General features: G+C 45.3%; 24 protein-coding genes. 6 read left to right on the forward strand and 18 right to left on the reverse strand.

What is annotated here, in order from left to right; genetic code table 11:
• Window positions 1–203 precede the first annotated feature (203 nt).
• The 5 genes from AC1DVJ_RS17645 to AC1DVJ_RS17665 form a co-directional block, all read right to left on the reverse strand.
• A complete protein-coding gene (locus AC1DVJ_RS17645) occupies window positions 204–1,865 on the reverse strand; it encodes a ribulokinase (RefSeq protein WP_477592584.1) in 1,662 nt (553 codons plus the stop codon).
• 72 nt (window positions 1,866–1,937) lie between these two features.
• Window positions 1,938–2,873: a dihydrodipicolinate synthase family protein gene (locus tag AC1DVJ_RS17650; protein WP_477592545.1), complete on the reverse strand. Its 936-nt coding sequence runs from the start codon at window positions 2,871–2,873 to the stop codon at window positions 1,938–1,940.
• A gap of 34 nt (window positions 2,874–2,907) precedes the next feature.
• Window positions 2,908–3,930, reverse strand: coding sequence for a Gfo/Idh/MocA family protein (locus tag AC1DVJ_RS17655; RefSeq protein ID WP_477592546.1), 1,023 nt, complete (start codon window positions 3,928–3,930; stop codon window positions 2,908–2,910).
• Window positions 3,931–3,984: 54 nt separating this feature from the next.
• On the reverse strand, window positions 3,985–4,983 hold the full coding sequence (locus tag AC1DVJ_RS17660; protein ID WP_477592547.1) for a Gfo/Idh/MocA family protein: 999 nt from the start codon (window positions 4,981–4,983) through the stop codon (window positions 3,985–3,987).
• A 20-nt stretch (window positions 4,984–5,003) separates the two neighbouring features.
• Window positions 5,004–6,158, reverse strand: coding sequence for a GNAT family N-acetyltransferase (locus AC1DVJ_RS17665; protein WP_477592548.1), 1,155 nt, complete (start codon window positions 6,156–6,158; stop codon window positions 5,004–5,006).
• A 218-nt stretch (window positions 6,159–6,376) separates the two neighbouring features.
• Here AC1DVJ_RS17665 and AC1DVJ_RS17670 point away from each other — a divergent pair, with 218 nt between their 5' ends.
• From AC1DVJ_RS17670 to AC1DVJ_RS17690, 5 genes are all read left to right on the forward strand, one after another.
• A complete protein-coding gene (locus tag AC1DVJ_RS17670; RefSeq protein ID WP_477592549.1) occupies window positions 6,377–8,593 on the forward strand; it encodes a helix-turn-helix domain-containing protein in 2,217 nt (738 codons plus the stop codon).
• 130 nt (window positions 8,594–8,723) lie between these two features.
• Entirely contained in the window at window positions 8,724–9,725 is a 1,002-nt protein-coding gene (locus tag AC1DVJ_RS17675) for an ABC transporter permease (protein WP_477592550.1), read from the forward strand.
• 22 nt (window positions 9,726–9,747) lie between these two features.
• Window positions 9,748–10,629, forward strand: coding sequence for a carbohydrate ABC transporter permease (locus AC1DVJ_RS17680; protein WP_477592551.1), 882 nt, complete (start codon window positions 9,748–9,750; stop codon window positions 10,627–10,629).
• A gap of 19 nt (window positions 10,630–10,648) precedes the next feature.
• Entirely contained in the window at window positions 10,649–12,247 is a 1,599-nt protein-coding gene (locus tag AC1DVJ_RS17685) for an extracellular solute-binding protein (protein WP_477592552.1), read from the forward strand.
• Between the two features lie 89 nt (window positions 12,248–12,336).
• Complete coding sequence (locus AC1DVJ_RS17690) at window positions 12,337–13,425, forward strand: sialidase family protein (protein WP_477592553.1); 1,089 nt, start codon at window positions 12,337–12,339, stop codon at window positions 13,423–13,425.
• A 340-nt stretch (window positions 13,426–13,765) separates the two neighbouring features.
• On the opposite strand, the gene AC1DVJ_RS17695 is transcribed toward AC1DVJ_RS17690, so the two are convergent.
• The 4 genes from AC1DVJ_RS17695 to ltrA form a co-directional block, all read right to left on the reverse strand.
• Window positions 13,766–13,981 carry a hypothetical protein gene (locus AC1DVJ_RS17695; RefSeq protein WP_477592554.1) on the reverse strand — a complete coding sequence of 72 codons (216 nt, stop codon included), beginning with the start codon at window positions 13,979–13,981 and terminating at the stop codon, window positions 13,766–13,768.
• 84 nt (window positions 13,982–14,065) lie between these two features.
• Complete coding sequence (locus AC1DVJ_RS17700) at window positions 14,066–17,338, reverse strand: helicase-related protein (RefSeq protein ID WP_477592555.1); 3,273 nt, start codon at window positions 17,336–17,338, stop codon at window positions 14,066–14,068.
• Window positions 17,339–17,574: 236 nt separating this feature from the next.
• Window positions 17,575–17,748: a hypothetical protein gene (locus AC1DVJ_RS17705; protein WP_477592556.1), complete on the reverse strand. Its 174-nt coding sequence runs from the start codon at window positions 17,746–17,748 to the stop codon at window positions 17,575–17,577.
• 67 nt (window positions 17,749–17,815) lie between these two features.
• Entirely contained in the window at window positions 17,816–19,741 is a 1,926-nt protein-coding gene (gene ltrA / locus AC1DVJ_RS17710; protein WP_477592557.1) for a group II intron reverse transcriptase/maturase, read from the reverse strand.
• Window positions 19,742–19,908: 167 nt separating this feature from the next.
• Between ltrA and AC1DVJ_RS17715 the strand changes: the two genes are divergently transcribed.
• A complete protein-coding gene (locus tag AC1DVJ_RS17715; RefSeq protein ID WP_477592558.1) occupies window positions 19,909–20,223 on the forward strand; it encodes a hypothetical protein in 315 nt (104 codons plus the stop codon).
• Window positions 20,224–20,435: 212 nt separating this feature from the next.
• Here the strand turns inward: AC1DVJ_RS17715 and AC1DVJ_RS17720 are convergent, their stop codons facing one another.
• From AC1DVJ_RS17720 to AC1DVJ_RS17760, 9 genes are all read right to left on the reverse strand, one after another.
• A complete protein-coding gene (locus AC1DVJ_RS17720) occupies window positions 20,436–21,353 on the reverse strand; it encodes a DUF6094 domain-containing protein (RefSeq protein ID WP_477592559.1) in 918 nt (305 codons plus the stop codon).
• Window positions 21,341–21,574: a hypothetical protein gene (locus AC1DVJ_RS17725; protein ID WP_477592560.1), complete on the reverse strand. Its 234-nt coding sequence runs from the start codon at window positions 21,572–21,574 to the stop codon at window positions 21,341–21,343. The genes AC1DVJ_RS17720 and AC1DVJ_RS17725 overlap by 13 nt, the downstream gene beginning before the upstream one ends.
• 365 nt (window positions 21,575–21,939) lie before the next feature.
• Window positions 21,940–22,320 (reverse strand): YolD-like family protein, encoded by a 381-nt coding sequence (locus AC1DVJ_RS17730; protein WP_477592561.1) that lies wholly within the window; start codon window positions 22,318–22,320, stop codon window positions 21,940–21,942.
• A complete protein-coding gene (locus AC1DVJ_RS17735; RefSeq protein ID WP_477592562.1) occupies window positions 22,317–23,588 on the reverse strand; it encodes a DNA polymerase IV in 1,272 nt (423 codons plus the stop codon). The genes AC1DVJ_RS17730 and AC1DVJ_RS17735 overlap by 4 nt, the downstream gene beginning before the upstream one ends.
• A complete protein-coding gene (locus AC1DVJ_RS17740) occupies window positions 23,589–23,957 on the reverse strand; it encodes a YhjD family protein (RefSeq protein WP_477592563.1) in 369 nt (122 codons plus the stop codon).
• A gap of 337 nt (window positions 23,958–24,294) precedes the next feature.
• A complete protein-coding gene (locus AC1DVJ_RS17745; protein ID WP_477592564.1) occupies window positions 24,295–24,960 on the reverse strand; it encodes a hypothetical protein in 666 nt (221 codons plus the stop codon).
• A 214-nt stretch (window positions 24,961–25,174) separates the two neighbouring features.
• Window positions 25,175–25,387, reverse strand: a complete 213-nt coding sequence (locus tag AC1DVJ_RS17750) for a small, acid-soluble spore protein, alpha/beta type (RefSeq protein WP_477592565.1) — start codon at window positions 25,385–25,387, stop codon at window positions 25,175–25,177.
• A 53-nt stretch (window positions 25,388–25,440) separates the two neighbouring features.
• Window positions 25,441–25,968, reverse strand: coding sequence for an RsfA family transcriptional regulator (locus AC1DVJ_RS17755; protein WP_477592566.1), 528 nt, complete (start codon window positions 25,966–25,968; stop codon window positions 25,441–25,443).
• A gap of 285 nt (window positions 25,969–26,253) precedes the next feature.
• The gene (locus tag AC1DVJ_RS17760; protein ID WP_477592567.1) at window positions 26,254–26,445 is read right to left on the reverse strand and encodes a hypothetical protein; all 192 of its coding nucleotides are present in this window, start codon (window positions 26,443–26,445) and stop codon (window positions 26,254–26,256) included.
• Window positions 26,446–26,754 lie beyond the last annotated feature (309 nt).

Here is a 26,754-nt window from a genome sequence, read left to right on the forward strand (position 1 = left end):
GGAAAATGATCCGTTTCCCCTTCTCCTAATCGGCAGTGTCTGAATGCTTCGTGTCCACGAGAAGTGAGATTGACGAACGTGCCAGTCACTTCGCATACAGCCGGTCCATGACATCTTCAAAGCAGTCTTTCCGATGGGTAAAACCTGCTAAAGGAACTGGGTACGAAAAGGTCATAGGCCGGCTATGCAAAGCATATTTCATTTTACTTTCTAAATTGTCTTATACTTTTCATCACACTGTTAGTATCTTTACCAAAAAGATCATGAAGTCTTTTATACTGTACATATAAGTAATCATAAATTTCGACGTTTTCAGGAATCGGCCGCACCGTCTGTTCTTTCACTCTTGCCATATAGGAAGCTGCCTCTTGGATGGAGCCGTAACCGCCTGCCTCGGAACCGGCAGCCACAGCAGCGAACATTGCAGCACCGATAGCTGGGCTTAGTTCCGTATCGGACAGCTTGATCTCCATGTTGTTCACGTCTGCATAAATTTGTATGAGCAGCTTATTACGATTCGGCAAACCTCCACAAGCATATAACTCGTTTACTTCCAACCCACCCTTGCGGAAAGCATCCACAATCGTACGGGTACCGAATGCCGTCGCCTCAATAAGAGTACGATAGATGTCTTCAGGCTTCGTGCTGAGTGTCATCCCCAATATCAATCCGGACAAATCCGCATCTATTAACGTGGAGCGATTACCGTTATGCCAATCGAGTGCTAACAGTCCGCTTTCACCGGGCTGTAGTTGCGACGCCTTTTGCTCAAGCCATTCGTGGACGGAAAGCTCTTTCTCTTGCGCTTCATTACGTACATATGAAGGTACGGACTCGTCTACAAACCATGCAAAAATATCTCCAACCGCAGACTGACCAGCCTCGTACCCGAACAATCCCGGAATAATGCCATCTTCAACAACACCGCAAATTCCCTCTATTGTACACTCCTTGTCGGAAAGCAGCATGTGGCAGGTAGAGGTGCCCATGACCATCACCATCTTCCCAGGGGTTACAACACCGACGGCTGGCACTGCGGCATCCGCATCAATATTGCCTACGGCGACGGCAATGCCGGGGCGAAGATTCATTCGTTCTGCTACACCTGGCAGCAGACCGCCGGCGAGGCTTCCAAGCGGGAAGACATCCCCACGAAGCTTTGTTTCATATATATCCCCAAAGCCCGGTGCTAACTGTTCCAAAAATTCATGGGAGGGATAGCCTTCTTCTTTATGCCAATTGGACTTATAGCCCGCAGTACAGCTGTTCCGTTTCAGTTGACCTGTCAATTGAGCGACGATCCAGTCTGTTGCTTCAATAAAGAGATCGGCCTGACGATATAAATCCGGGTCCTCTTTCAGAATCTGCAAGCTCTTGGCAAGCATCCATTCCGACGAAAGCTTGCCTCCATATCGCGACAGCCATGGCTCATTTCCCATTTGTGCCAACTTATTAATTGATGTTGCTTCTTCCTGCGCAGCATGGTGCTTCCATAGCTTGAGCCATGCGTGCGGTCGCTCTTTCCATGCGTTATTCAGGCAAAGCGGCTGAAACGCTGCATCGACAGGCAGCATGGTGCAAGCTGTAAAATCGATTCCGATTCCAATTACTTGGTTCGGGGCAATCCTGGAAGCTGTAATTAACGCAGGCACGGACGTGTAGAGCACTTCCAAATAGTCTTCCGGATGCTGCAATGCCCATTCTGACTTCAGCTTCATGCCATTCGAGGGAAGGAACTCATCGATTACGCCATGACGATATGGTGTGACGTGAACTGCCTCCTCCTGTCCATTGCTTACATTTACAAGCACGGCACGTCCTGATTGCGTACCATAATCAATTCCAATTGTATACAGGCTGTTCACAGTGGACATAGGTGCCTCCTAACGATATAATAGTCCGAAATTCACGCATGCTAGGAAATCAGCACTCTTTTGTTACTCTGAAACAGACGTCGAATAGAGATGAGAGTATTGTTCGGATAAGCGGCGGAGTTGCTCCACTTCGAGCCGATTCGTCAGGGTGAATTCCTCGTAGTTCTTGGAGCGGCTGTAGTAGTGGGAAGTAATTCCCTCCAGCATCTGATGATACTTGGCATTCACAGGGTACAGCTGCTTCTCAATAAACGAAGCTATACTTAAGAAATCGCTCAAACGTTCCGCTTCATCTGGATGTTCCCGCCAATTTCGAAGGAGCCATACATACAAGTTGGGGTGGAAATTAGCCATTACACCACTGAATCCGGCAATCCCTAGTTTCAGGGTTTCCAGCAGAGTAGCGGTATTAGCGTTATACAGTTTGAGAGGTGTTCCCTCAATCGCTTTTATTTTCTCCTTTATATTTTCAATGTCACAGCTGGTGTCCTTCAGGAAGAAAAACCTTCCCGTGTTCGCACACCATTTCAGTAAAGCAGGTGAAAGAATTCGTTTATAGGGAAACGGACATTCATAGAACCCGAGTGGTATATGAGCCGGCAACCTGTCAAGCAGCTGCTCCAGATTAGCCTTACAGACTTCCTCAGACTCTTCCTCTGCCGCTAACCGGTTAGTAAGAAGAATGACGGCATCCACACCCGTCTCGGCAATTGCGGTTAATTCTTGCACCTGATCTTCAAGCGACTCTGAAATATGACCCGATGCAATCACTGGAATCCGGCCAGCTGTTATGGCTTTTACGAAAGCGGCAAGCTTGACACGTTCGTCTAAACTTAGGTAAAACATTTCGCTCGACTGGCAAACGGCAAATAATCCGTCCACCCCGTTCTTAATAAACCATTCAATCATGCGTTCAAGCGAAATATAATCGATCTCGCCTGATTCCGTATAAGGGGTTACCATAGTGGGCCATACACCGTTCGGATTGTTGACTTTCATTTGACACTCCTCCATCTTGTTTGTAAGTTGCACCCTATAGATAGATTTCTTTGCCTGATCGACCCGACTCGTAAATCGCGAGGATGAGATCCACCGCTTTGCGCGCTTCCTCACCGGATATCATCGGATCCCGATCGTCGTGTATCGCTTGGATGAAATCTTCGACAAGCAGGGAATGACCGTCATGAATACTCTCATTGGCAGGGAATTCGTTAGCATCGGAGTTGCTCGTTGCTTCCGGTTGGTCTTGCAGTAGGGTCCACTTTTTGACCCCGCTGTCCCCGATTGTAATGCTGCCCTTCTCCCCGTGAATTTCGAAGCGAGTCTCTAGCTCGGGGTACACCGTTGTTGCTCCTTGAATGATGCCAAATGCACCGTTCTTATATTTCACGACCGCTACCGCCGTATCTTCCACTTCAATCTCCCGGGCTAAAGCAGCGGAATAGGCAAATACGGATGCCACATCCCCCATCAGCCACTGAATCAAGTCAACGCCGTGCACACCTTGATTCATGAGTGCGCCGCCTCCATCGAGCGCCCATGTCCCGCGCCAACCTGCGCTTCGGTAATAGCTCGGACTGCGATAATATTTCATATAAACGTCACCTAGAACCAATCGGCCAAGCAATCCTTCTTGAATGGCTTGGCGGGCCCGGATGATGGATGGCAACGTTCTCCGCTGATAGATGACACCCAGCTTGACGCCACGCTCTCGGCATTCACGGATCATCAGATCCATCTTATCCGATGTAATATCAAGCGGCTTCTCGCACAATACATGTTTTCCTGCCTGAGCGCATGCGATTGCAGCTTCAGCATGCATCCCGCTTGGCAAGCAAATACTGACCGCATGAATGTCATCCCGCTTCAGCATTTCCTGGTAATCCTGATACACTTGACTGATACCGTATTCCGAGGCTCTCTCCTGCGCTTTACCGTCTACGGAATCAGCTATTGCAACCAACTCTGCTCGTGGGTTGGACTGAATCGCTTTTATATGGGATTTGGATATAACTCCAGCTCCGATAATGGCAAAACCTAATTTGGCATGCTCCATCTTGTTTCCTCCTCTTTCATTCCTTACTTTTTGAGATCGTGGACCATGGAGCTATTAGGACCGAACGATTTGTACGGTTTCATCGGCCTCGATAGCAGCCAGCGATGCCGCTAGAATGTCCTTATGATCGATGCTTGATTTCAATCCGTCGATGCGGTTCAGAAAGTCTTGCGTGATCGTGCATGCTGGTTGACGTAAAGGCACCTGGGTGGCTCCCTCCGAATGCGTTGTCATCAACACAAGCTGCTCCTTATCCACGAAAGGATCGCCGTTTAACCGAAGCTCAACTGTCCCCTTCGTGCCCGTTACGAAGATCCTGCCATCCCCCCAGGTCCAGCTTTTTTCTGGCGTATGCCAGTCCGCGTATAGATGTGCAGCCACTTGATTGCGCATAAGAACCTGCAGCAAGGCTGTATCGTAAAAATCAAGTTGGTCCGGCAACACATGCTTACTCATATAGCCTGCCGTTTGCGCGATCGTCTCCCCTGTCAACCAGTGGAGAAGGTCAAAGTCATGGATAAGGAGGTCAATCAATATGCCCCCGCTCTTCTGTTTGGAGAAGAACCACTCTGGACGGCCCTCAGCCTTCAACATATGAGGCTTGCGCATCTCAATCGTAACTAATTTCCCCAGATTGCCGCTGTCAATCAGCGTCTTTAGCGTGAATACGGCCGGATGAAACCGCTCGGTCAACAGCATCCCTACCTGAATGCTTCCCCGTTCAATGACGGCTTGCAGCCGCTCGCAGCCGCGGCGGTCGGTCACGGCAGGCTTGTCGACCATCACATGTTTGCCATTCGCTTCGCATTCCTCGATAAGATCGATTTTTTCATTATTAATCGCTGAACTTCCAATAATTGAAACCTGAGAAGCAAACAACGATCGTTTATCAGTAAGTAGCGGAATGTTATATTTCTCCGCCATCATCTTGGCGACTTTAGATCCATTCGGTTCATAAATGCCGACACATTCGTGCCCCAGCTGAAGCATCTCGCTAATAAAAATGCCAATGTGGGCATGCTCACATCCCAGAATGCCAAACTTTGCTGCCATTGATTGATTCACTCCCTCGTTCAAACAAAATTCAAGCCTTTCGTATACGGGAATGGTAGCGGAAAGTAAGCGCTCGCTACCTTCTTCCAATCATCCTTACGCCCGCTATCCCCCGCTTCGCAATCGAACAGCAGCGACACAAGTTCTTGCCCATTCAATTCATGCCACGGATGTCCTCCAATCGACAGCTCGAACGTCTTGCTATCCACGGTGCGAACAACCGGCAGAATGTCAGATGCTTCTTGCTCAGTCCAGTATGGGGCAAGTTGCTCGAACAAACGCTCCGCGTTCACGATATGAACCGTTCCTTGATTTCTCCCCAAGCCGAGGAACGCAGGTTTAAGCAGCTGAGCCAAAGACTTCTCCTGCGAAGGTATTACCGCTTCTATATACTGTACCTGTTCATTTTCCAGAACATGCAGCAACAGAGACACTACCGCTTCCGCTTCCCCTGCCCATTCGATCACGAGTCCGCCATTCGAGCCGTCTTCTTCCCCATTCGGCTTCAAGGCAACGATGCAGAATGCGACGGGAACGCCGTTCTTCTCAGCGAGAAACGTACGATGACGCATACGGCGAATGGCCGCTAACGCCTGGGCGCGCATTAAATCGGCCATATCCCATAAGCTTATCTCGTAATGAGTTGACCTTGTCGCTGCCAGCTTATGCAGGTGAAACCAGTCAGAATTCGTAGCTTCTCTGCAGACAATACCGTGAGAACAGGAAGGTGTCATGTTCGTCAACTGTTCCTGAAGCAGTTTAAACCTTTCCGTCGTTCCGAACGGGTAACACTCCACTTCCGTATATAAAGGAAGCTCTCCCGAAACGAGCAGCAAGGAGGCTCCAGCCAATTCCGCCTGCTGCTTGGCAAATTGTAGAATAGACCGGGCATGCCCTCTGCCTCGATAAGCAGCATGCGTACATACAGCTCCGTATGAATAAATGGAGATCCGGGATTTGCCAACTTGTACAATAGACGGAACGAATCCCGCGAACGAGACCAGCTCGCCGTCCGAGAAGCAGCCTATGGCTTGAAGCAGGCTCTGCGAGAATACTTTCGGTAATGACTCCCCCATGGATACTCGGCCGTCGGAACGAAATACGGAATCAGCCAGCGCGACAGCATCTGCCATTTCATCCGCATGCAGAAATCGAATTTGCTCTTTAAGATTCATCAGTTATCCCTCCACACTGGGTATCATACTCGTTCTATCGGACAATGACGATTAGCAATATGGCTTATGGAGTCTCGAATATCCGTATTGCAATCTCATTCTCACTTCTCCCTCTCTGTCTCATCATGATATGGTTGTCAGGCATCTAACAATGCCTTATCATGAGTTAATCACGATGGCTTCAGCTTAACTAGCGATGAAGGATGGGGATTTTAATCATGAGAATCGGAAAATGGAAGCTACTTCAGCTGAATGCACTTTATTTTCGCATACTTACCTATTTTATGTTGTTGTTGATTCCGACGCTCATTGTCGGCTTCATCGTCTACTTCGCCAATATCCATATCTTTAAAAAACAAATGAGCGACAACCTTTCCTCGAACGTACAGTCCTCTTCCAAAGTGATCGACATTTATTTACGGACGGCCGAACAGACCGGGATGAATTTTTTGATGAATGATACGGTGCAGCAATATCTGCTGCCGGCCGATTTATTGACCAATATAGAGATAGAAAAATCGTCAAGTATTACGAAAATGCTTTCCTTTAGCCGTAACATTATCAATCCATATACCGATGATATGTTCGTATACGCGGACACACAGTTGATTTACAAAGGAGAAGGAATAGAGAGCTTCCACTCGTTCTTCAACGTTTTCAGCCGTTTTGCCGAATACGATGAAGCTTACTGGGCAAATTTGTTGAAAACAGACTTTTCCTTTCGTGTTCTAAAACCGACTATCGTACAAAAAACATATACGGAAAAGAAGGAAACCGTTATCCCACTCGTCATTTCACAGTTCATCAGGGGCAATCGGGTCGTGATGGTCGTGAACATATCCGCTACAAAAATTATGGACATGTTGATCCGCAACCGGGTGAACGATGAGACCACGTTTGTTGTCACAGACGGGAACGGCAACGTCATTGTGGCTGACCCCTCGCTTTGGCAGCCCGAAACGGTACAATTACTGACAACAAGTAATGACTTTGCAAAAATCAATTTGGGCAACGAGCAAGCGTTGATAACCTCGTATGTCTCGGAATATGGTTGGAATTATTACTCTGTCACGCCAGTCGCCGAATATAGAAAACAGGCCGAGGGTATCTTGCTGGTGACAACTTGGCTGGCTTTTATATTACTTCTCGTCGGAATTGTCCTGTCATTTCTATTCAGTACGAAGCTATACAATCCGATTCGTAATCTGCTGGATGCTCAAGATAAACACGAACGATTCTCCAGTGAATTCATTGAGAGCACCTTTACCTATATCCTGAGCGGCAACCGACTAGAAAAGCATGACGCGATTCTGCACGAACTTGGTTTTACGGCGGGAGAGTATTTGTGCTGCTTCATGAAATTTTATTTCAAAGAATCATTTTTCACGGATATTCAGGATACCGACCGGCTGCTCGTTCAGGAGAAACTGAAAAAAGTAATCGTAGGGATTCTTCAGCAGCACGTAACGGCATATGTCCTAGAAATTCAGAGCAGCTCATACGTTATCATGGTCAATTTAAAGCGTCAGGAAGACCGTGCTATATTCGATGCGGCCCTCGAATCGATTATTCAAACCTTCAGTTACGATTCCAGATACTGCCGTCTGGCCATTGGTATAGGCAGAGCACATCCGCAGTTAGCCGACCTCGATAAATCGTATGGGGAAGCGAAGATGGCACTGGCCAAAATGGATGCAACTGAGGATTTTCAGGTGATTGACTCTTCCCAGCTGCCGCTAGAAGAAAGCTTTCGGTTCACTTTCGTGGACGAGCAAAAAATGGTGAACGGACTTCGGGCCGGCGATTTGAGCTTAATAGAAATGGAGATGGATCGGATTGTCAGCAGTAATCTGGAGAACGGCACCTCGAATCGATACATGAACTTGCTGTTGATTGAGCTTTATACGATCGGAATCAAGTTTGCGACGGAAAAAGGGATTTCACCACTCCATATTATGCCGGATAGGGATCACCATATCCTGACTGGCAAAAGTCCGCAGATCTTGGATTTGCAAGAACACATCTCGCTCTTGCGGCAATTTTACTCAGCCATATTGAACAAATCCATAAGCCCGGAGGATTCTAGATCCGGACAGCTTGTAGCCCGCATCATCCAATACATCGACGCGAATTTCAGTGATGATCTCTACCTTGAACGTATTGCATCGGAAATGAATTTATCTTCCAAATACATTTCCAAGCTGTTCAAAGAGATTACCGGCACGAATCTGACCGATTTTATTAGCATTAAACGGATTCATGAAGCGAAGATCATGCTTTCGTCAACCTCCTTGAAAAATGATGAAATCGCGGCGAGGATCGGAATTTTAAGCCGTGCTACCTTTTTCCGGCTGTTCAAGAAGTATGAAGGCGTCACCCCGCAGGATTATCGAAAAATGCTGCAACAAGATCAACATAACGACCCTTCCGAATAACATCAGTAACTTATGACAATGGTGCGTGTTTAAGACTGTAACGGAATGTTGAGACTACGGACGCGATGCGGACAATCGAGACTGGATAGGCAGGAATGCTAATATTCATAGCCTTACGGATGGAGTTATGATGAGTATGCGTGATATCCGCTATCCACAAAAAGAAAGGGGTGACAAGGTGAACGACCACTACCATCCGACGGCTCGCCCCGTGCATACCGATCGGCGCACCGGCGGCAAGAGAACGATGATACTTCGTAACAAGCACTTGTATTTGATGTTCCTACTGCCCGCGATCTACTTCATTGTCTTCCATTACATTCCGATGATCGGGAATGTGATCGCATTTCAGAAGTACAATATTGTTGCCGGGATGTTCAAAAGCGATTGGGTCGGATTCGACAACTTCAAGTTGTTTATGAATGATCCCTACTTCTGGAAGTTGCTGCGAAATTCGCTTATGCTCAGCTTGTACGGGCTCATATTCAATTTTCCAGCACCTATTATATTGGCGCTTCTCCTGAATGAAATCAGAAGCCGGCTTTTCAAGAGCTTCGTACAGTCCGTTGCCTATCTGCCTCATTTTTTATCGACGGTCGTCATCGCTGGGATGCTCGTGAACTTTCTTTCCTATGACGGCCTCATCAATCAGGTGATCCAGTGGTTCGGGGGGGAACAGCTCCAATTTCTGAACGATCCCGGTTTATTTCGAACCATCTTTATCAGTTCGGACGTGTGGCAGCAAATAGGATGGGGAACAATTATTTACCTAGCTGCATTGACGGGAGTCGATCCTCATCTATATGAGGCAGCCCGAATGGATGGAGCCAACCGCTGGAAGCAGGCTGTGCACATTACCATCCCAACGATTTTCCCGGTGATCACCATTTTATTTTTGCTCAATATTGGGCACTTCTTGTCTGTCGGCTACGAAAAAATATTATTGTTGTATAACGGGTCCACCTATGAAACGGCGGACGTCATTCAAACCTACGTTTACCGAAGAGGCTTACTTGGTGGAGACCTCAGCTACTCAGCGGCGGTGGGGATGTTCCAATCTGTCGTAGCTTACATTCTCGTTATCGGTGCGAATCGGATGACAAGACGGTTAGGTGGAACGAGCTTATGGTAACGAACGGTGGTGTCTACTTGCTATGAAAGTTTCCAAAAGAATCAAATTTTCATTATTTGACATTCTCAATACACTTTTTATGCTTGGAATCATATTTGTCATGCTGTATCCGCTTTATTACATGGCAATTGTTTCGATCAGCAACGGCGGCGCCGTATCTCGGGGCGAAGTTGGATTTCTACCGATCAATATCAACTGGAAGGCGTATGAATTCGTATTCTCCGATGCGCCGATTGTCCGTGCTTATTGGAACACGCTTCTGTATACATCCGTAGGTGTGCTCATCAATCTAACCATGACTTGCTTGTGCGCATATCCCTTATCAAGGAAATCGTTTTATGGCAAGGAAGTTATTGCGATGCTCATCGTGTTTACGATGTTCTTCGACGGCGGCTTGATCCCCAAATATTTACTGATTGACTCCTTGGGGATGATGAACAGTATTTGGGCCATCGTGCTTCCGCCAGCAATCAGCGTGGTATATATGGTCATGATGCGAACTTTTTTTCAGGACATTCCCGAAGCTTTACATGAATCGGCCTATATGGACGGTGCCAATGACTGGACGGTATTCCGGAAGGTTGTACTTCCTTTGTCTCTTCCTTTGATGGCTACCATGACCTTGTTCTACGCAGTCGGACATTGGAACAGCTTCTTCTCCGCACTCGTTTATTTGAACGAGAAGTCTAAGTATCCAATCCAGATTATTCTGCGCAGTATTGTCGTAGAAGGAGACACCAACAATCAAGCGACTGAGATAAGCGGCGTTTCAGGATCCCTAATCGTCAATCAAAATATCAAGTATGCGGTTGTCATAACCGCCATTCTGCCTATCCTCGTACTGTATCCATTCCTGCAAAAGTACTTTGTTAAAGGCGCAATGGTTGGCTCTTTAAAAGGATAATAACAATTGGAGGGTTTATATGTTCAATGAGATAAAGAAAAGTMCTATTCTGTTAAGTTCACTGTTGCTTGCTGCGGCAGTATTGCCAGCCTGTTCGAGCAATGACAACTCCGCACAATCGACATCCGGTGCTACCGCTACTTCTGCTGCAACCGCTGCCACAACACCGGAGCCGAAGGAAGCAAGAAAAGTCACAGTCATGATGAGCGACACGTCTGTACAGCCGCTTGTCAAGGACGCCCCCTCCTTGCAGGAAATATTGAAAAAGACGAATGTCAAGATTAATCTTGAAGGCGTACCCGGCAGCGATTTCGACACCAAAAAGAGCACCCTGATTACAACCAACAATCTACCCGATGTGCTGAGGGTGTCCAAGGCGGACATTACCAATTTCGCCGGTACTGGCGTATTTCTGGATTTGATGCCCTATCTCGACAAGTACGCCCCCAATTTTATGAAAAGGGTAGAAGCCGAGCCAGAAGCGAAAAAACTGATGGTAGATGGAAAGTTCTACGGATTCCCAATTATGGCGAGGAAATCCAGTGCCGCTAATGTCGGTAACTTCCCGATGATCCGCACGGACGTTCTGACCGAATTGGGCCTTAAGGCACCGACAGATTTTAACGAATTGTATGACGTGCTCGCTGCATTCAAGAAAGCTTATCCGGATTCGTATCCATGGACGATTCGTAACGGTTCCCAATATACGCTTCGATTCCTGGTCTATGCGTTCGGCGGTGGATTCAACATCTATTACGAACCGAAACAAGATAAGTACATTTATGGTACGTCTACTGACGCGTTCAAAGAAGTTATCACGTACTTCAATAAACTGTATAAAGATAAGCTGCTCGATCCGAACTTCACCAATGTAACCCAGCAGCAATGGACGGAGAATTTAAGCTCGGGCAAATCGTTATTCTTCTACGACAACTACACGTTCGCCGTTAACTTCAACGCCTCGCTGCAGCAGAAGAATCCGAAAGCCAAGTTTGAGATGCTTCCTCTTCTTAAGAACAGCAAAGGCGAAAAACGTAATTATATGGATAACCCTTCCAACTTCAACCTTTTTGTCCTCAATAACAAATTGAAAAATCCTGAAGAAATCGTAAAAATGTTCGACTGGATGTACTCCGATGAAGGCGCTGACGTTACCAATTTCGGCAGACTAGGAACAGATTTTACCCGTACGGGAGACAAAGTGACGATCCCGGATTCACTACTGAATCAGTACAAGGATAAGCAGGATCCTTACCGTGCAATGCAATCTGCATTGGGTACTGGATTGCTGGCATTCAGCGTCTTTACCGATGACACGCCGATGCTGACGATCTCCAATCCTGCGCTAAAGAACTGGTCAGACATCGTGAAGACTCAGAAGGATAAGAAAGAAGTCATCGAGAAACCGCTTGACCCGCCGTTCAATTCGACCGAAACAGAACAATTGAAACAATTGAATACGAAAGTCAATACGCTGCTTACGCAAAATATTGACAAGTTCATTCTCGGCACGCGTCCGTTGAGCGAATTGGACGCCTTCGTCAAAGAAGTAGCGACAAACGGTGGCACGGAGATCGAAACGATCTATAATGCAGCTTGGAATCGGATCAAGAAATAGGAAGCGCTTGATTGAGTGGAAATAAACTTATACATGCCTCGCCTGTTAAATCATGATTAGGCGAGGTTTATCGGAATGGAGACGAGCAGATGAAACATGTGGTGCTATATAAGGAAGAAGGAAGATATGCCGCTTGGCCGGCCAATTACGGTATCTGGTCCTGGGGCGATGAAATTGTAGTGGGCTTTGCATCCGGATATCATCTGCCCGACGGTGGATTCCACGCCCGCGACAAAACAAGGCCTTTCACTACGATGCAGTCCCGCAGCCTCGATGGCGGCGAGACTTGGACGACGGAGGAAATGCCGATTCTTACGCCAGGCAATAAAGGACTATCGACCGGTGAGCATACCGAGTCGAGTACTCCGGACGGCTCCCAAAATCTGAATGAGCCTACCCCTTTTCCTGGGGGAACGGACTTTACCCATCCGGATTTTGCTATGCTTTTTGCCCGGAAGGACCTAACTGGCGGCTCTACATCTTGTTTCTATACATCCATCGATCGCTGCCATTCATGGCAAGGACCGTATAGCCTGCCTATGATGGATTTGGTAGGAATTTCGGCCCGAACGGATTATTTGGTCTCGGGTCCTGAAGAGTGCCTGTTGTTTCTTACCGCTCCTACGATCGCTGGAACGGAAACGGGGAGTCGCGTGTTTTGTGCGCGGACCCAGGATGGCGGTAAAACGTTCGAATTCATCTCTTGGATTGGTCCGGAGCTGGATAATGGCTTCAACATTATGCCTGCCGGCGTCCGCATTTCGGAAACCCTCCTACTCGCATCCACCCGTGATCGACGTGTCTCTGGCGATACAAGCGAGAACTGGATCGATTTGTACGGATCGACTGATAACGGCGCTACATGGAGCTATATGAATCGCCCGGTGGCTGACACAGGGAACGGCGGCAATCCGCCAACGCTGACGAAGCTTATCGACGGCCGTTTGTGTATAACCTACGGTTATCGAAACGAGCCGTACGGCATTAAAGCCAAGCTAAGTGACGACAACGGCCAGACCTGGGGAAATGAAATCATTCTGCGTGCAGATGCTGGGAGTCACGACATCGGCTATACACGAACAGTACAACGTACCGACGGTACGCTGGTGACAGTTTATTATTACAACGATCAGATGTACGGTTCCTGCTATATTGCAGCAACCTTATGGAAGCCTTGAGACTTGTTTATTAGAACCGCCAAGACGTCTTCCACTTCAAATAAGTTTCCAAATAATGTCGATCCATTTCGGTACACGGTAGAATGGATTAGAAACATAATAAATAAGATTAACCTGAGCCTGTTAAAGCTGGGCCCGATAGGAATGCAAAAGCAAATTAATGCTTGGAAGCCAGCAAAATAATGAAATAACATAATAGGAACCCTGTCCGCAGAACAATACTGTATACAGGGTTTTCATCGTCAAAAATGTGAAAATTTACAAAAGTAAACTTTCACTAACGAACTATATTTTCCATTAACGGACTTTATTTTCCACTAACGAACTTTATTTTCCTTGATCACTCGGGTGGTCCGTCTACTCGAGCATGAAAGAGAACGATCTTTTCCTTCGGGATATTATAGCCATAAAGCATATAGAGCAGTGCAGCCGTAGAATCGTTACCTCCACTTAAATTGCAATGGATTTCACTGAATGAATCTAACGGTGGTAATCCTTCAGGATAAGGTAGAAATCGATCAATCTTAACCGGTGACTGCTGAAGTACGATATTCATATTTTTTAACACTCCTTCATGATTTATAGAAAAATAAAAAGGCCGCACGGATGTGCAAGCCTCTTCTTTGTACATAGGTTTTGTTTATCCAAACGAGAGCAGCAATTGATTTTCCATAATCTTAGCCGGCCGTTTGACTTTTTTCTTTCCAGAAGCAGACGCGAGCTCCGCAAAAGTTTGAAGCTGGATTGTTTCGATCTCCTGCTTCTGCTTAGCTGTAGCCACTTCGGTAATAACTGTCTCAGCAGCCTTGGTGCCAAAAATATCGAAGAGATCCAGCACCGCTACATCGACATCCATAACCTCATCCTCGCTTAGATATGCCGCAGCCGGAGTAAGAATTTGCTCCTCATCGATCTGTTGGTTCTCGCGGTCCGCACGCCATACTACAGGGTCTAATCTGCAAAGGCGAATGGTGGCATCCGCAAGTTCCTTCATACGCTGCATCAGAATCTCCTTGAAGTTATCCTCGGCAATCATTTCTACGCCCTCAAGTTCCTTCGCCGCAAGCTTTTGCCATGCCTGAGCAACATCCGCAGATGCAAAGCAGGAAGCCAAATCGCGTGCCAGGGACGATTGCGTGTCTCGTGAGTACTGTGCAAGCTCGCTCTTGTCGATTCTGCCTTCCGTTTGAAGGGCGTGACCCCGTCCATTCATAATGTGAATGAACTGTTTCATAGCCTGGCTGCCTTGGTACACTGGGTAAAATATCTTGCAAAGTTTATCTTGCCCAACGCGCCATGCTCGACGAGAACTCTGGCGAACCGTGCTCACCTCATAAGACATTTGATAAAAAATGATTGTTGGCCAGTATAGGAGATCCAACCCACACTCCACTAATTTTTGGTTACAAATAATTACTGGAATCTCAGCTTCTTCATATTCAGCCAAGCGTTCAGACCTTAGTTCCGTATTAGGCTCATCGAGAATCTGACACCTTATCCCTTTTCGAGATAGAATATCACGTACTCTCTCATTCATCCCGTAACGGCCCGTATACGAGTTGTAGATCGTTACACGCCTACCTTCAGCGACCTCCTGCTGTACCGTTTCGACGAGCCAACGTTCCTTCGCATGAAGTTCGTCGCCATCGCCAATCGGCTCAGCAAATACGGTCTCATCCCCGATTGTTACCGACATTCCAAGATCAGGCCGGTCACCATAGACGAGTGTTGCAGGATTAAACTTACTCCACACACCAGCACTACCATTAGCCGCTGACGCCTTCGCGCATACATCGTATAGATTGTCATGGAATTGTGAATAATTAGATCTGTGCTCTTCATCCATATTTAGGAAGACTGGGATTTCTTGTAGTTCCACAAGGGGAAGACCCATATCCGGTAACTCAATAAAAGCTGCTTTATGTAGCAAAAATTGAGCAGTCAGCTGTGGGGCTATACCCGGTGCTTCCTTAGTCGTTACAGACTTTTTCTTACGCCTCGTAACAACGCCCTCATCTCCACCTTCATCGCGGATAATTTCCTCGATCTTTCCATAGCGCTTTGCCCAATCCACATCACCTGTATCGAAACTTATACCTGCTTCTAATAGTGACTTCGGATCGGTACGCCAGAGAAGTTCCTTTATCGAGGTACTCTTCCCGTTGGTTGGGGTCCCGGTCAACATTAAAGTTTTACGAGCCGACTTAACCATTTGAGCAAAAGCATCTCCACGCCCTGAATCGCCAGCTTTGCACTGATGAGCTTCATCACATATATAGAGGTCAAAGTACCTCTTTGTACGCTTCAGCACCTGAGAGATATTGACTCGCGGCTTATTCTTCGTCTCCCCGCGTGACTTTAATGCAGGTCGATAAAAGCAATTTCCGCACTCCCGATCAGGAAAGTTGTGCTGCCGATCCTTCCATATAGCCTTTTGCTGTTTCTCGTCCATACCATCATCGGTACGCCGTCCAACAAGAGATACAACATTGTCACATTTCGTGACAAGTCCCGCTTTACGTACCCACTTGAGAGGATATCCCTTCGGAATTCCATTGGAGAGCAGTTCCCGCTTTGATTTGGCTACTTGGATGGAATCCTCTGCTGGAGGTACCCCTTCCGCGAATACATCCCAAGTCGCAGGCACTTTGTCTCCCTTACTCTTTCCATCAGGGAATACCATGATCGGCTTGCCGCAATCACCGCAATGCCATGCATAAACGGGCTCACCGTGAACTTTCTCGCCAAAGATCGGCTTCCATATTCCCCCGAAGTACGTCTCCGAACCAAGCTTTGCTCGGTCAATACCCACGAGAGTAAACTCTAAACCAGTCGGCTTATACCCGCTCCGAACTTTCCTAAGCAGCTGCAGTGCTTCAATTCCGCTCCGAATGATATTTACTTTTGCTCCTGCAATGGTGCCCTCAATTTCTTTAGCTTTCCATTTCGGCAACGTAATTCCCGGTGCGGATAATAACACTGGCATACCTTGATTTTTGGTATTTTTTCTCCGCTTTCGAGAGTGTAAAATGTGCGACACGGCACAGGCAATAATTGATTTTCCACTGCCCATGTCACCGCCACAGAACACTTGTTCCCCACCCTCTAGCGTATTAACGATCGCCTGGGCCATGTGGGCTTGAACAGGAAAAGGTATACGCTTCAAGTCAGCTATAGCCGGATCAACCATTTCATCAAAGGTATGTCGTGGCTGCTTTTCTTCGAGCTGCTTCGCTAACTGCGAACCATTATTTCGAAGATACTCGGACATGCTCCATGAAGGGTCGAATTTACCTTCTACGGAGCTTATAGGAATCCTTAGCCTTCCTTCCTGAAGAGCATCGGATATCGCGTTTAGAATTCGTTCCTCTGTTCCATAAAAATAGGCAGCCTTGGCGTTTTTCCACTCAGGGAGTTCAAGGTTTATTTCAACAGGTAACGAAGCAAAGAAATCATCCAAAATACGGATGTATTCATGTCTCCACTCCTGCGGTAAACCAAATCGGGATATCGCATGCTCTACGATAGCTCCATGAAGATCTCCATCTGGAGCAAAGATGAATGCCCGATTGTTCTTCTCCTCTTTGCTGTCCTGCTGAGTCTCTGCGATTTCAAATAGCGAATTGTACACCACACCATGCGCTAACCTACCATCTGTGCCGATTTCCTTCTCAACTCGTCGGTAGGTATCCATAGTGTTGCGTGAGTAAGGGCKAGAGTTATAGGAGACTTCTCTACCTTCTAAGATGCTCGCAGATACCGCTTTGACTTCTTCTGGAACGCCTACATAAGAAGCAAACAATAATTCCCGTTTACGACCGCCTTGTCCATGATCCCATATTAAAATATGAGGCACCACACTAAACGCTCGGTCTGCAGCTTGAACGCGTAAAACTTGTTCACTTCTTCTCATGGGATCGACCTCCAATGGCTAAAAGCTCGATGCGCCCTTCGAACTCCCAACGAATATAATTCCGAAGTTCATCCAAGTTCACCTTTTTTACCATCTCAAGATCAATGTTTCTCCATTTATACCTAATAGACATAATGTTCGCCCTGCAGGTATTTCCTGCCGATCAGGCTCCCTCCCTTAACATAATAAAAGCAGGCTGAAGCATATCGCTCCAACCTGCTCACCTCGAACTTGCATTAATTCAGATCGATCACACCATCCGTGGTAAAAACCCGAATGATGCTTGCGAAATGATGAATTCTGCGAGTTCCAACATAGTTTCCATCATCATCATGCATGGCTTCGTCATCCGTTCGCTTTTTTGTGACGCCGGCAATAAATAACGATAGGTAATGATCATCCTTCCTCATTGAGATTAGGAGTCATTTTCCCCCGTTTCGCACCGTACGTGCGGCTTTCACCGCATACGGCGCTCCATCATGTTCGGATTGCCACATCCCCATCATAAGTACCCTTTAACTTTTCACGAAATAGTCGAATCTTGTTCCATGTCTTAGAACCCAAGTGTTCATAACATTCATGGTTGTGAATATAGCCATGACATGTGGAGTGAACGGTCGCTAAATTCATTACTTTATTGACCTTGTTTATAGGGAGTGACGGGTCGATATGATGGATATCTACATCCCATGTATCTACCGATTCTCTACAGACTCTACATTTACCCTTATCGCGGTTGAAAGCATAAGCACGGTTCATATAGTACTCGAAATTATATATTCCGTTTTTCCCAGATTTTCTACCAATGCTGATTATCCTTGAGTAGTGTAAACTCATGAGTTCGTCTGCTCTGGCTATTGTCGGTTTTGATCCCGTACGTGTCCGGTAATGGTCCCTACCTTCTTTAGAGAAGGGAGTTTCCGTAGGATTCTTTAATCTCGGTGGTTTCCAACGGCAAAATTTTATAGAGGTGACTCCAATCTTAAGATCAAGCGTTTGTATACTCGGAATCGCAGTCTTGTAGTCAGCGTGGACGGAAAGAAGATTGTTTGTTTCTTTCGCTGGAACCCATCTAACGACATGATTGCGCTGAATGGCAGCATATGCGCTGCGCGTCAGTGTGCGACTATACTTCCTAAGATCGACATGAACCCAAGTTGCAGGCTCATAATACTGAATCAACCCACGAATTTTGCTATTGAGAACATTGATATGATGAACCAGTTTTTGCGGATCTGGGATAAATCTGAGTTTTCTGGTCTCAAAGTGAATGTCGGCGACCTTGTTCTTCAACCGAAGTATGTTGGGTCTGATTCTTGTAACGAAACCTCTTTTAGCTGCTCCTTTTACCACTTTAAGTGAGAACCCTAGAAAATGTATTGGTCTTGTTTTAACATTTGTGATTAGGGTTTTTTCATTGGAGAGTTTCAATTTAAGGTTCATTTCAAGATATTTGGCAATCCGCCGTTTCCACTTTTCAGCGTTAGCTTTAGATTGCGTTATCAGTAACCAATCATCTGCATAGCGTACGAGAAATGCCGGCTTTAACCTGCACTTTCCCTTAGCTATATCCCGTAGCATCATTTCCTTACCTCGAGAAAATCCACGCTTATACGTTGAACGGGTCTTCTTACGATCCCATTCACGTATTATCCACTCATCTAAGATATGAAGGTATGCGTTAGCTAGTAGCGGCGAGAGGATACCGCCCTGCGGTGTCCCGACAGGGTTTGTTTGCATCTCCCCTAGAATACCTGCTTTTAGCATTGATTTTATGATCATCAGCACTCTTTGATCCCGTATCCCCATGCTCCAAAGCTTTCTTATAAGCTTAGAGTGGTTAACATTATCGAAGAATTTGCTAATATCACCTTCTATAACCCAGTGATATCCTGTTTTATGGATGACGTCTGCAGTTCTGCCCAAAGCCATGTGCGCGTCGCGCATTGGTCGAAAGCCATAAGAGTGATCGAAGAATTGAGCTTCAACTATTGGCTCAATAATCATTCGTATACACTCTTGCGCTATTCTGTCGATGATAGCAGGGATACCCAATGGTCGCTTCTCCGATTTACCCGGCTTGTCAATATAGACTCTACGTATAGGCATCGGTCGATAGTTGCTAAGGAGTGACTTAACTCTCTCTAGCACGTGATCTGCGTCCATTTGCAGTATGTCCTTACTCATCGTTTGAGCATCAGAGCCAGGTGTTTCACTACCTGCATTCGCTTTGATCTTGTGAATGGCAGTTAAGATAGTGACGTCAGCGGAGATGATTTCGAGAAGGCCTTTGATTTTGGGACGTCTTCCTTCGGTGCATTCCTTGTTGGAATGTGCGAACAGCTGGTCTAGAGTTTCACGAAGTTCTGATTCGTTTTTCGGATAGTTGAATTTTTGTTCCATTGGCATCACCCCCTTTCGGAGATTGCCTATGGCTTCAGTCAGGTATGCACAACGGCTTCCTCAACACATAAAGGGAACTGTGACGGTTGAACATGACTATGCCCCTTCGCCATGTACTAGGCTTTCCCTAGTTCGGACTACTACGGGCTGATGCCCCTTGGATTCGCGTGGTCATTTCCTACCACCTTGAGGTATTTGACTCTATCGTCATTAACACCCTCATCCAAGGTTCCGCTGTTCCATGTATCCTAGCTTTACATATCACCTTAGCCCCTCACTTTGACCCGCTAGTCATCTCTTTGTCCGTGATCGGTGGACGCGAGACGCTGAAACAAAATGATTCAGCACAGCAGCGACAACCACAATGGTCGATACTGCGGCTAGACCCTCATGGAGGGCGTACATCTTCAATTCGACGTACTTGGGATTACGAGCCGTACAAACGTGAGTTCACATGGTCATTAGGCATAGTGATTTTATAGCCTCCCGCCCATCTAACCTCCATCTCAGGAGTGATTGGACGTCTTTACCGGGCTCCATACCGAATGTTGATAGTACACGTGGCATGCCGGAGTCTCAGAGTAGAATCGCCGATCTACGATTCTAAGCAGGTGCTTCCCCTGCCTTCTTGGATACATAGTTAGATTCATCTTGAATCCCTTAGCTTTTGTTACTCATTTCTGAGTAGGTTGTGCTAAGAACAACGCGCACTATGGTTGCCCATATTCCCGCCTACAGCACCACTCGCAATCGAAATCCCAAGATGCCCCGGCTTAAGTGGTAGCATGGGTCGTTTCATAGTTGCAGCGCTGCTTACTTGCGCTAATCGACTACGTATATCCCCCAAAACGCCAGAGCTTATGAAATCTTTTGCCATCTCCTCTGGATGGAGCGGGCCTGCGCGAAACACAGGATCCCCCTCCGTATCACACGGCTGAATTTCAAAAGGCTCCATATCCTCTAGGGTGGGTAACATATCCCGCTCCCCTTCGCCAATAGCGACGAGCGCTTTGTAAGCCTTCTTTTGATCCGCTGCAGGCGCCTTTCCGAGCTTCCCTACGACGACTACTTGCTTAAAGACGTCATAGTTGGCATCTGTGAACCTGAAGACCTTCAGATCAATGAAGCGACCACTCAACACGCCAGCAGTATCCTTGACTACATACTGAGGTATGCAAAATAGCAGGATGCCACCTTTTTGAAGGACACCTTGCTTCGAACCAGTGAGGGCACGAAGGAACGTCAATTCCGCCCGTTCGGAAAAACCGTCTTGATACGGCGGGTTTAGCCATAATAAGCTAAACTTTGGTTCCGTTCGAACGAATTGATAGCCTTCATGCAATACATGGTCGAGAACTTCTGCAGCCACTTCATAACGACCCTCTTCGATTTCGCTTCCATAGGAGCGGGTATGGATAGCACCCTTCTCATGGAATGCTTGTGTAAGCATCGAGAGAGCCTCTCCTTCACCGCAACACGGATCATAAATATAGAACGGCTTCTGAACTGCTGCGTCTTCTTCAGGAACGTGCAACGCTCGTAGAAGTAGTTCCATCTCTTCTGGCGGAGTGGCATAGTAACCAGCTTTGGACTCCGATGCTAGTCGCGCCATTTGTGCATCACCATCTCATATGGAGCGGGTTGTAGTTTCTTTTGCTCCTGGAATCGTTTAGCGCGCACTGCCTTGACCTTCTCAATGCGTCTCTCAACAAATTTAATAGCAACCATCAAGCATACCAAAAGGACAACCGATACCAAAAATAAAGTCAACCTACCTCCTGGAATGGTGTCGTACCAATTTCCCACTTTCTCATTAAGTACATTCAAGTCCATATGAACCTCCTTTTTTTCACGAGCAAACAAGCGCCGATGGCACGATTGTTTGTTGTCTCGTGCCACCTTCATTTATTCGCCCTGGTGGGAGGCGTATTGTATAAAAAAACGCCTGTAAGCAGTATTTCTGCTTAACAAGCGCTTCTTCCAAACATAATATTTCAGCGTAAATGCAAAAAAAGCCAGTTACGCACGCACTTTTCCCGATAAAAAGGGGTAATAGCGACCCATAGGGAGCTCGTGCTTGCGGTAACTGGCTTTGTGCCGAAATATCTTTCTATTATTATACGTCAGGAAATATTTACCGTCAACGTATAAGTGATCCCCTYCCAATGGTTTGAGTTCAGTATTATTGATCAGATATTCTACGGATCAATCATCTCATCTTCTGTCCATTCTTTACTTAAATCCGCCTTCAGTACATCTTGAAATCTAATCCAATCCCAATCCGCTACCCCGCTGAACGGATCAACGGTGTCTAAGCGGAATTCTCCATGCTTACTGCGTGTCACTACACCCGAAATCACCCGTAACTGGTATTTATCATATATCGTGAGTTGTACATCTCTTTTGTATATTTGGGATTGACTAAGTGTAGCAGAAATGAAAAGTATTTCTTGCTCATCAAGTGCTTGTCGCTGAATATATTGCTTTTCCTTCTGACCCCTGATTGCGGACTCTTTATGCACAGGAAGCATCATCCTGCTTGATTCCCATAGACCATTCATTTCTAGTTTTTTGCTCATTTAAAATGCCCCCCAATTCTCCCTGCCCTGTCCGCTGCCATTCCTGCTTTCATAAGACTCGAGGCTCGAATGATTGCTGTATTTCCAAAACGATCTTTAATACCATCAACCACACGGTCAAGTTCACGTAACTTTGTCACGTCTTCGAACAAATCCAGTTGCGTAACTTCTTCCTCTGCAAGCGTTCCTAATGTAACGCCTACCTTTCGAACGGGCATTCCGTTCCAATTGCGACGAAATATTTCTCGGACTGATTCAAAAACTTTCAAAGTATGATTCGTACTCATTGGCATCTTACGCTGTTGACTGAAACCAGTTGGAGCGTCGTAAGGCGAACACATGCAAAATACGTGGACTGTCCCGCTTGTGAATCCCTTCGACCTAGCATCGCGGCACACTTCTTCTGTTAACTCCAAGAGTACAACTTCAACCTCCTCAATCGTCATATAATCACGAGGAAGCGTCATAGCATGGCCGATGGATTTAGGTGCGACATTAAATGTTCCTGGCGTAACCAAACTATCATCTAGCCCGTTTGCTGTTCTCCACATAATTTCAGCTTGAATATCGGATTGCTTCCCGAAACGGGCACGAAATTTCTGCTTAAGTGCAGCTAGCGGGGTTTTAGCAACGTGACCTATTGTAGTCATTCCAAGTGCGACAAAGTGACGAGTCATTCGCGATCCAACTCCGAACATTTTATCGATGGATAACGGCCACAAGAATCGTTCTACATCATCTTTACCAAGTGTAAATATCCCACTATCATTCTTTTTCGCAAAATTATCTGTTGCGTGCTTTGCAAGTATTTTAGTCGGTCCTATGCCAATTCGAATTCGAATGTTCAGCGACGCTGCAACTTTTTGTTGAATCATAACTGCCAGTTCATCTGGTGTACAACCGAAATGGTTAAGCGAACCTGTCACGTCCAAAAACTGTTCGTCTATGGAAAAAACCTCCACTAAATCAGTATATTTTCCATATATATCTGTTATTGCAAGCGAGACATCTATATAGCGCTGCATGTGTGGGCGCATTACTATAGCATTTGGACACAGTTGCAACGCCTCGCCAAGGCGCTGGGCTGTGGTAATGCCAAATCTTTTAGCGATTGGACATGCCGCCAAAATAATTCCAGACCTTCTAGCTGGATCTCCAGCCACAACAACAGGGAGGTTTTCGAGACCAGGGTGAGTGGCCTTTTCTACGCTGGCATAAAAACTTTGGCAATCCGCTAAATAAATAGTCCTCTCACTTTTCTTACTCATCTACACGCGCCTCCGCATGTTCATCAATGTCGTCATGAGTTCTGCTTTGATCAAACTTCGAAGCATAGTGAAATAATAAATATACCCTCGTACTTTATATTCAACATTAATACCTAGAGCATTCGTGGTTGTATTGAGAACTTTGATATCTTTCTTCTTCATACTATTCTTAATACTTTGTATTTGGGGGTATATTCCTGCCTCCACCTCTTTCAAATAAAAGAGAACATGGTTATAAACGATTTTATCTTTATATATCTTCAACTCCTCCATGTCCCTGGTTAACATATCCAGCAATATGGGTAATAACGTATATTCTTTAATAATTAGAACATCCTCTTCGTTCTCAATTCTTGAAATAGTACTCATAATTCTCACCACCACCATTATAATCAAACGTGTGTTCGTATTGTTTATTATATACCAAACACATATTCGCTATGCAAGTACAAATACAAAAATAATCCCCCGTAAAGTTCTGTCTTGCATATTCACATCCTCCACGCTGCTAAAAAGGCGCTCACCCAGTAGAGTGAACGCCTCGTCTTACTTCAAACCTAATTTGTCAACCAACAGTTGATTATGATGTATTCGAATAAACAAACCGACAGACTCGAAAAAAATAGACTTACCCCTAAAAAACAAAAGCGGCAACCATGGACCGAGAAAAGTCCTAGACTGCCGCAACCAGTATCTATCTGCCATATTATACTTTTCTTCTTCGAGGCTTATAAATATACCCTTTTGCAAGTTTATCCCTGTATTCTCTTAAGTGATTGTCAATTACAATAACAAAAGTATCATCTTTAATATCATCACCAAAAGCAGTTTTGATGTGCTTAATTCCGTAGTGCTTGCTTCTTTTTCCTTGTTCTAAAACATTAATCGACTCTTCGAGTTTATTCATCTTTGAGTAGACTTGTGCCAAATTGCAATAAATTGATKGTATGCTATCTTTTAATTCAATAGCCTTTTTGTAAGCAGTTAAAGACTCCTCAAAGAGATATTCACCTTCATATGCTTCTCCTAAATCTTTATATATCTCAAATAATATATCTACTTGAGTGACAACCGCGCCACTACTATTAAAAGTTTTGTTCTTTGGGTTAAATGTAAATTTAGGATTTTCTAAGAATTTATTATTATTTAGTATGACTTCCGGTCTGAATTTGGCACCCAACCACTTATAGGCGACTGCTTGATAATAGTACCCCATTGGATCTTCTATACCTTCACAAGCATTTATTATTTTAGCGCACACCTCTTTCTTATCGATGTTAACCGACATTGAAAAAAGTTCGCTTTTGATAGTGTGTTCTATATCGAATATTCGCTCGTTAATTCTCGATTGTGATTCACTTCTATTAAACATTTCAAATACCCCCACAAGTCAACCAGCCTTATTTGTTTTTTACTACTTCTCCAATCATTTCCATTATCCTGCCTGAAAGTTGAGTTACTAATTGCCAGTCTAAAACTATATTTTTCAATTACTGGATGCTTGATAAAAAATAAAAAAGACTGCATTCACCCAAGGAGGAATRGGTGCTTGTAGTCTTTTTGGCCTGCTTGCAAATMWCWTCARATTAGCGTCTGAAGCTTCCTGTAGAGCCTGAAAGTTGTTGTTCWGCGATTTGCACTARCCGCTTWGTKATGTTGCCACCAATRGARCCAGCATCGCGTGAAGCGAGGTTTCCATTGTAYGCTTGAAGYTGAATMCCTAAYTCTKRYGCRACCTCRAACTTAAGTTGATCCATTGCTGCTTTKGCTTGTGGWACTGCCAATGTGTTGTTAGCCATTGTAATTCACTCCTTTTCTTGGTGTATTATTATATTGTGGAGTTTAAGGAAGATTATACATGCGTTAAGCTTTTTGCTCTTTTCATTATTTGAAGGAAAGCATCAAGATCCTCTTGGGCTAATACCTCCGGGGACGTTTGTTTTTTTCGTGATTTCAATTCATTGTTTTCTTCCCTAAGCAAAATGTTTTCTTTAAGCAAAACATCATACTTTTGCATTTGTTCATTGGCTAATTTAATGATCTTATGCAAAGCTTCATTATAAGAAATTGAGTGTTCAATTGGAATATCCGCGGATACGCTCATACTAGATATAGAAGCTACTTGTTTTACTTCTTTTTGTGCAGGCTTCTGTTTACGCAAACGATTTTGTTTTGCAACTTGTATGTCATTTTCATACTTTTTTCTTAGATCTTTATTGAACCTAAATCCACACGCTGCTGCTGTACGATTTATTTTAGATGCGGCTTCCTCAAAAGCAGCCAATTGTGTGCTGCCAGACCTAATATGAGACAATACTACTTCAGCTAATAACTGATCATGCTCATCGTTCCATGAGTCTTCACGTTTTTTTTCACCCAATCTAGTCACCTCTTTATATTATATTAATTATTATTAGAATTCTTGCCTGTAATATTAAATTTATTCAAAGGTATGCATAAAAGACCCACATTATATAACATGTAGGTCTCTTTCTAATTCGTAAAGCGAAAACTGATATCCTGAGAAATCATGACAATTCAGGATAGATCAGAGGATTATAGATGTAGTTATTTAATGAATGCGCGTCAGTACTTTTTGAGTACCTACAGCTTAATCCTGTCATCCGACAAGATAGCGAAAAGATAAGAAGGTGCCATTAGATTATTAATAGCTCCAGGTCCTTTTACTGGCATCGCGCCCCAAGCTTTTTCGAATTGGTTTTTCTGCACGGGAAAATTGGTAGTACATGGAATAACCGTATTTCCTGATACTTTGTATGTAAAAATATTCTACCAACCGGAATTCAGCATCTTCTAATTCCACGATCCGTCCCCAAATCTCATCGAATGATATCATCTTTGACCCTCCCAAAGCATTTAATTGTATCTTATCATACTGCCCCTATAGTAAATCAAGAATGTGTGATCCTATGTGTTTGAAGTATGTTTGTTGTATATATCAATGGTATATCTAATATTTTTTATTTCTTGGACAAGCCCAACCTCGACGAACGAGTGGTACGTACTAAGATAAAAGAAGCGGATAAAAGAGAGTTCTTCACGTCGAGGCATTATGGGAGATTGTAAACTTAACATATTCAACACCTCCAGGCTGCTAAAAAAAGGCGCTCACCCAAAAGAGTGAACGCCTCATTGTTGTTGGTTT

This window comes from Paenibacillus sp. P4_A9, from assembly GCF_056402415.1.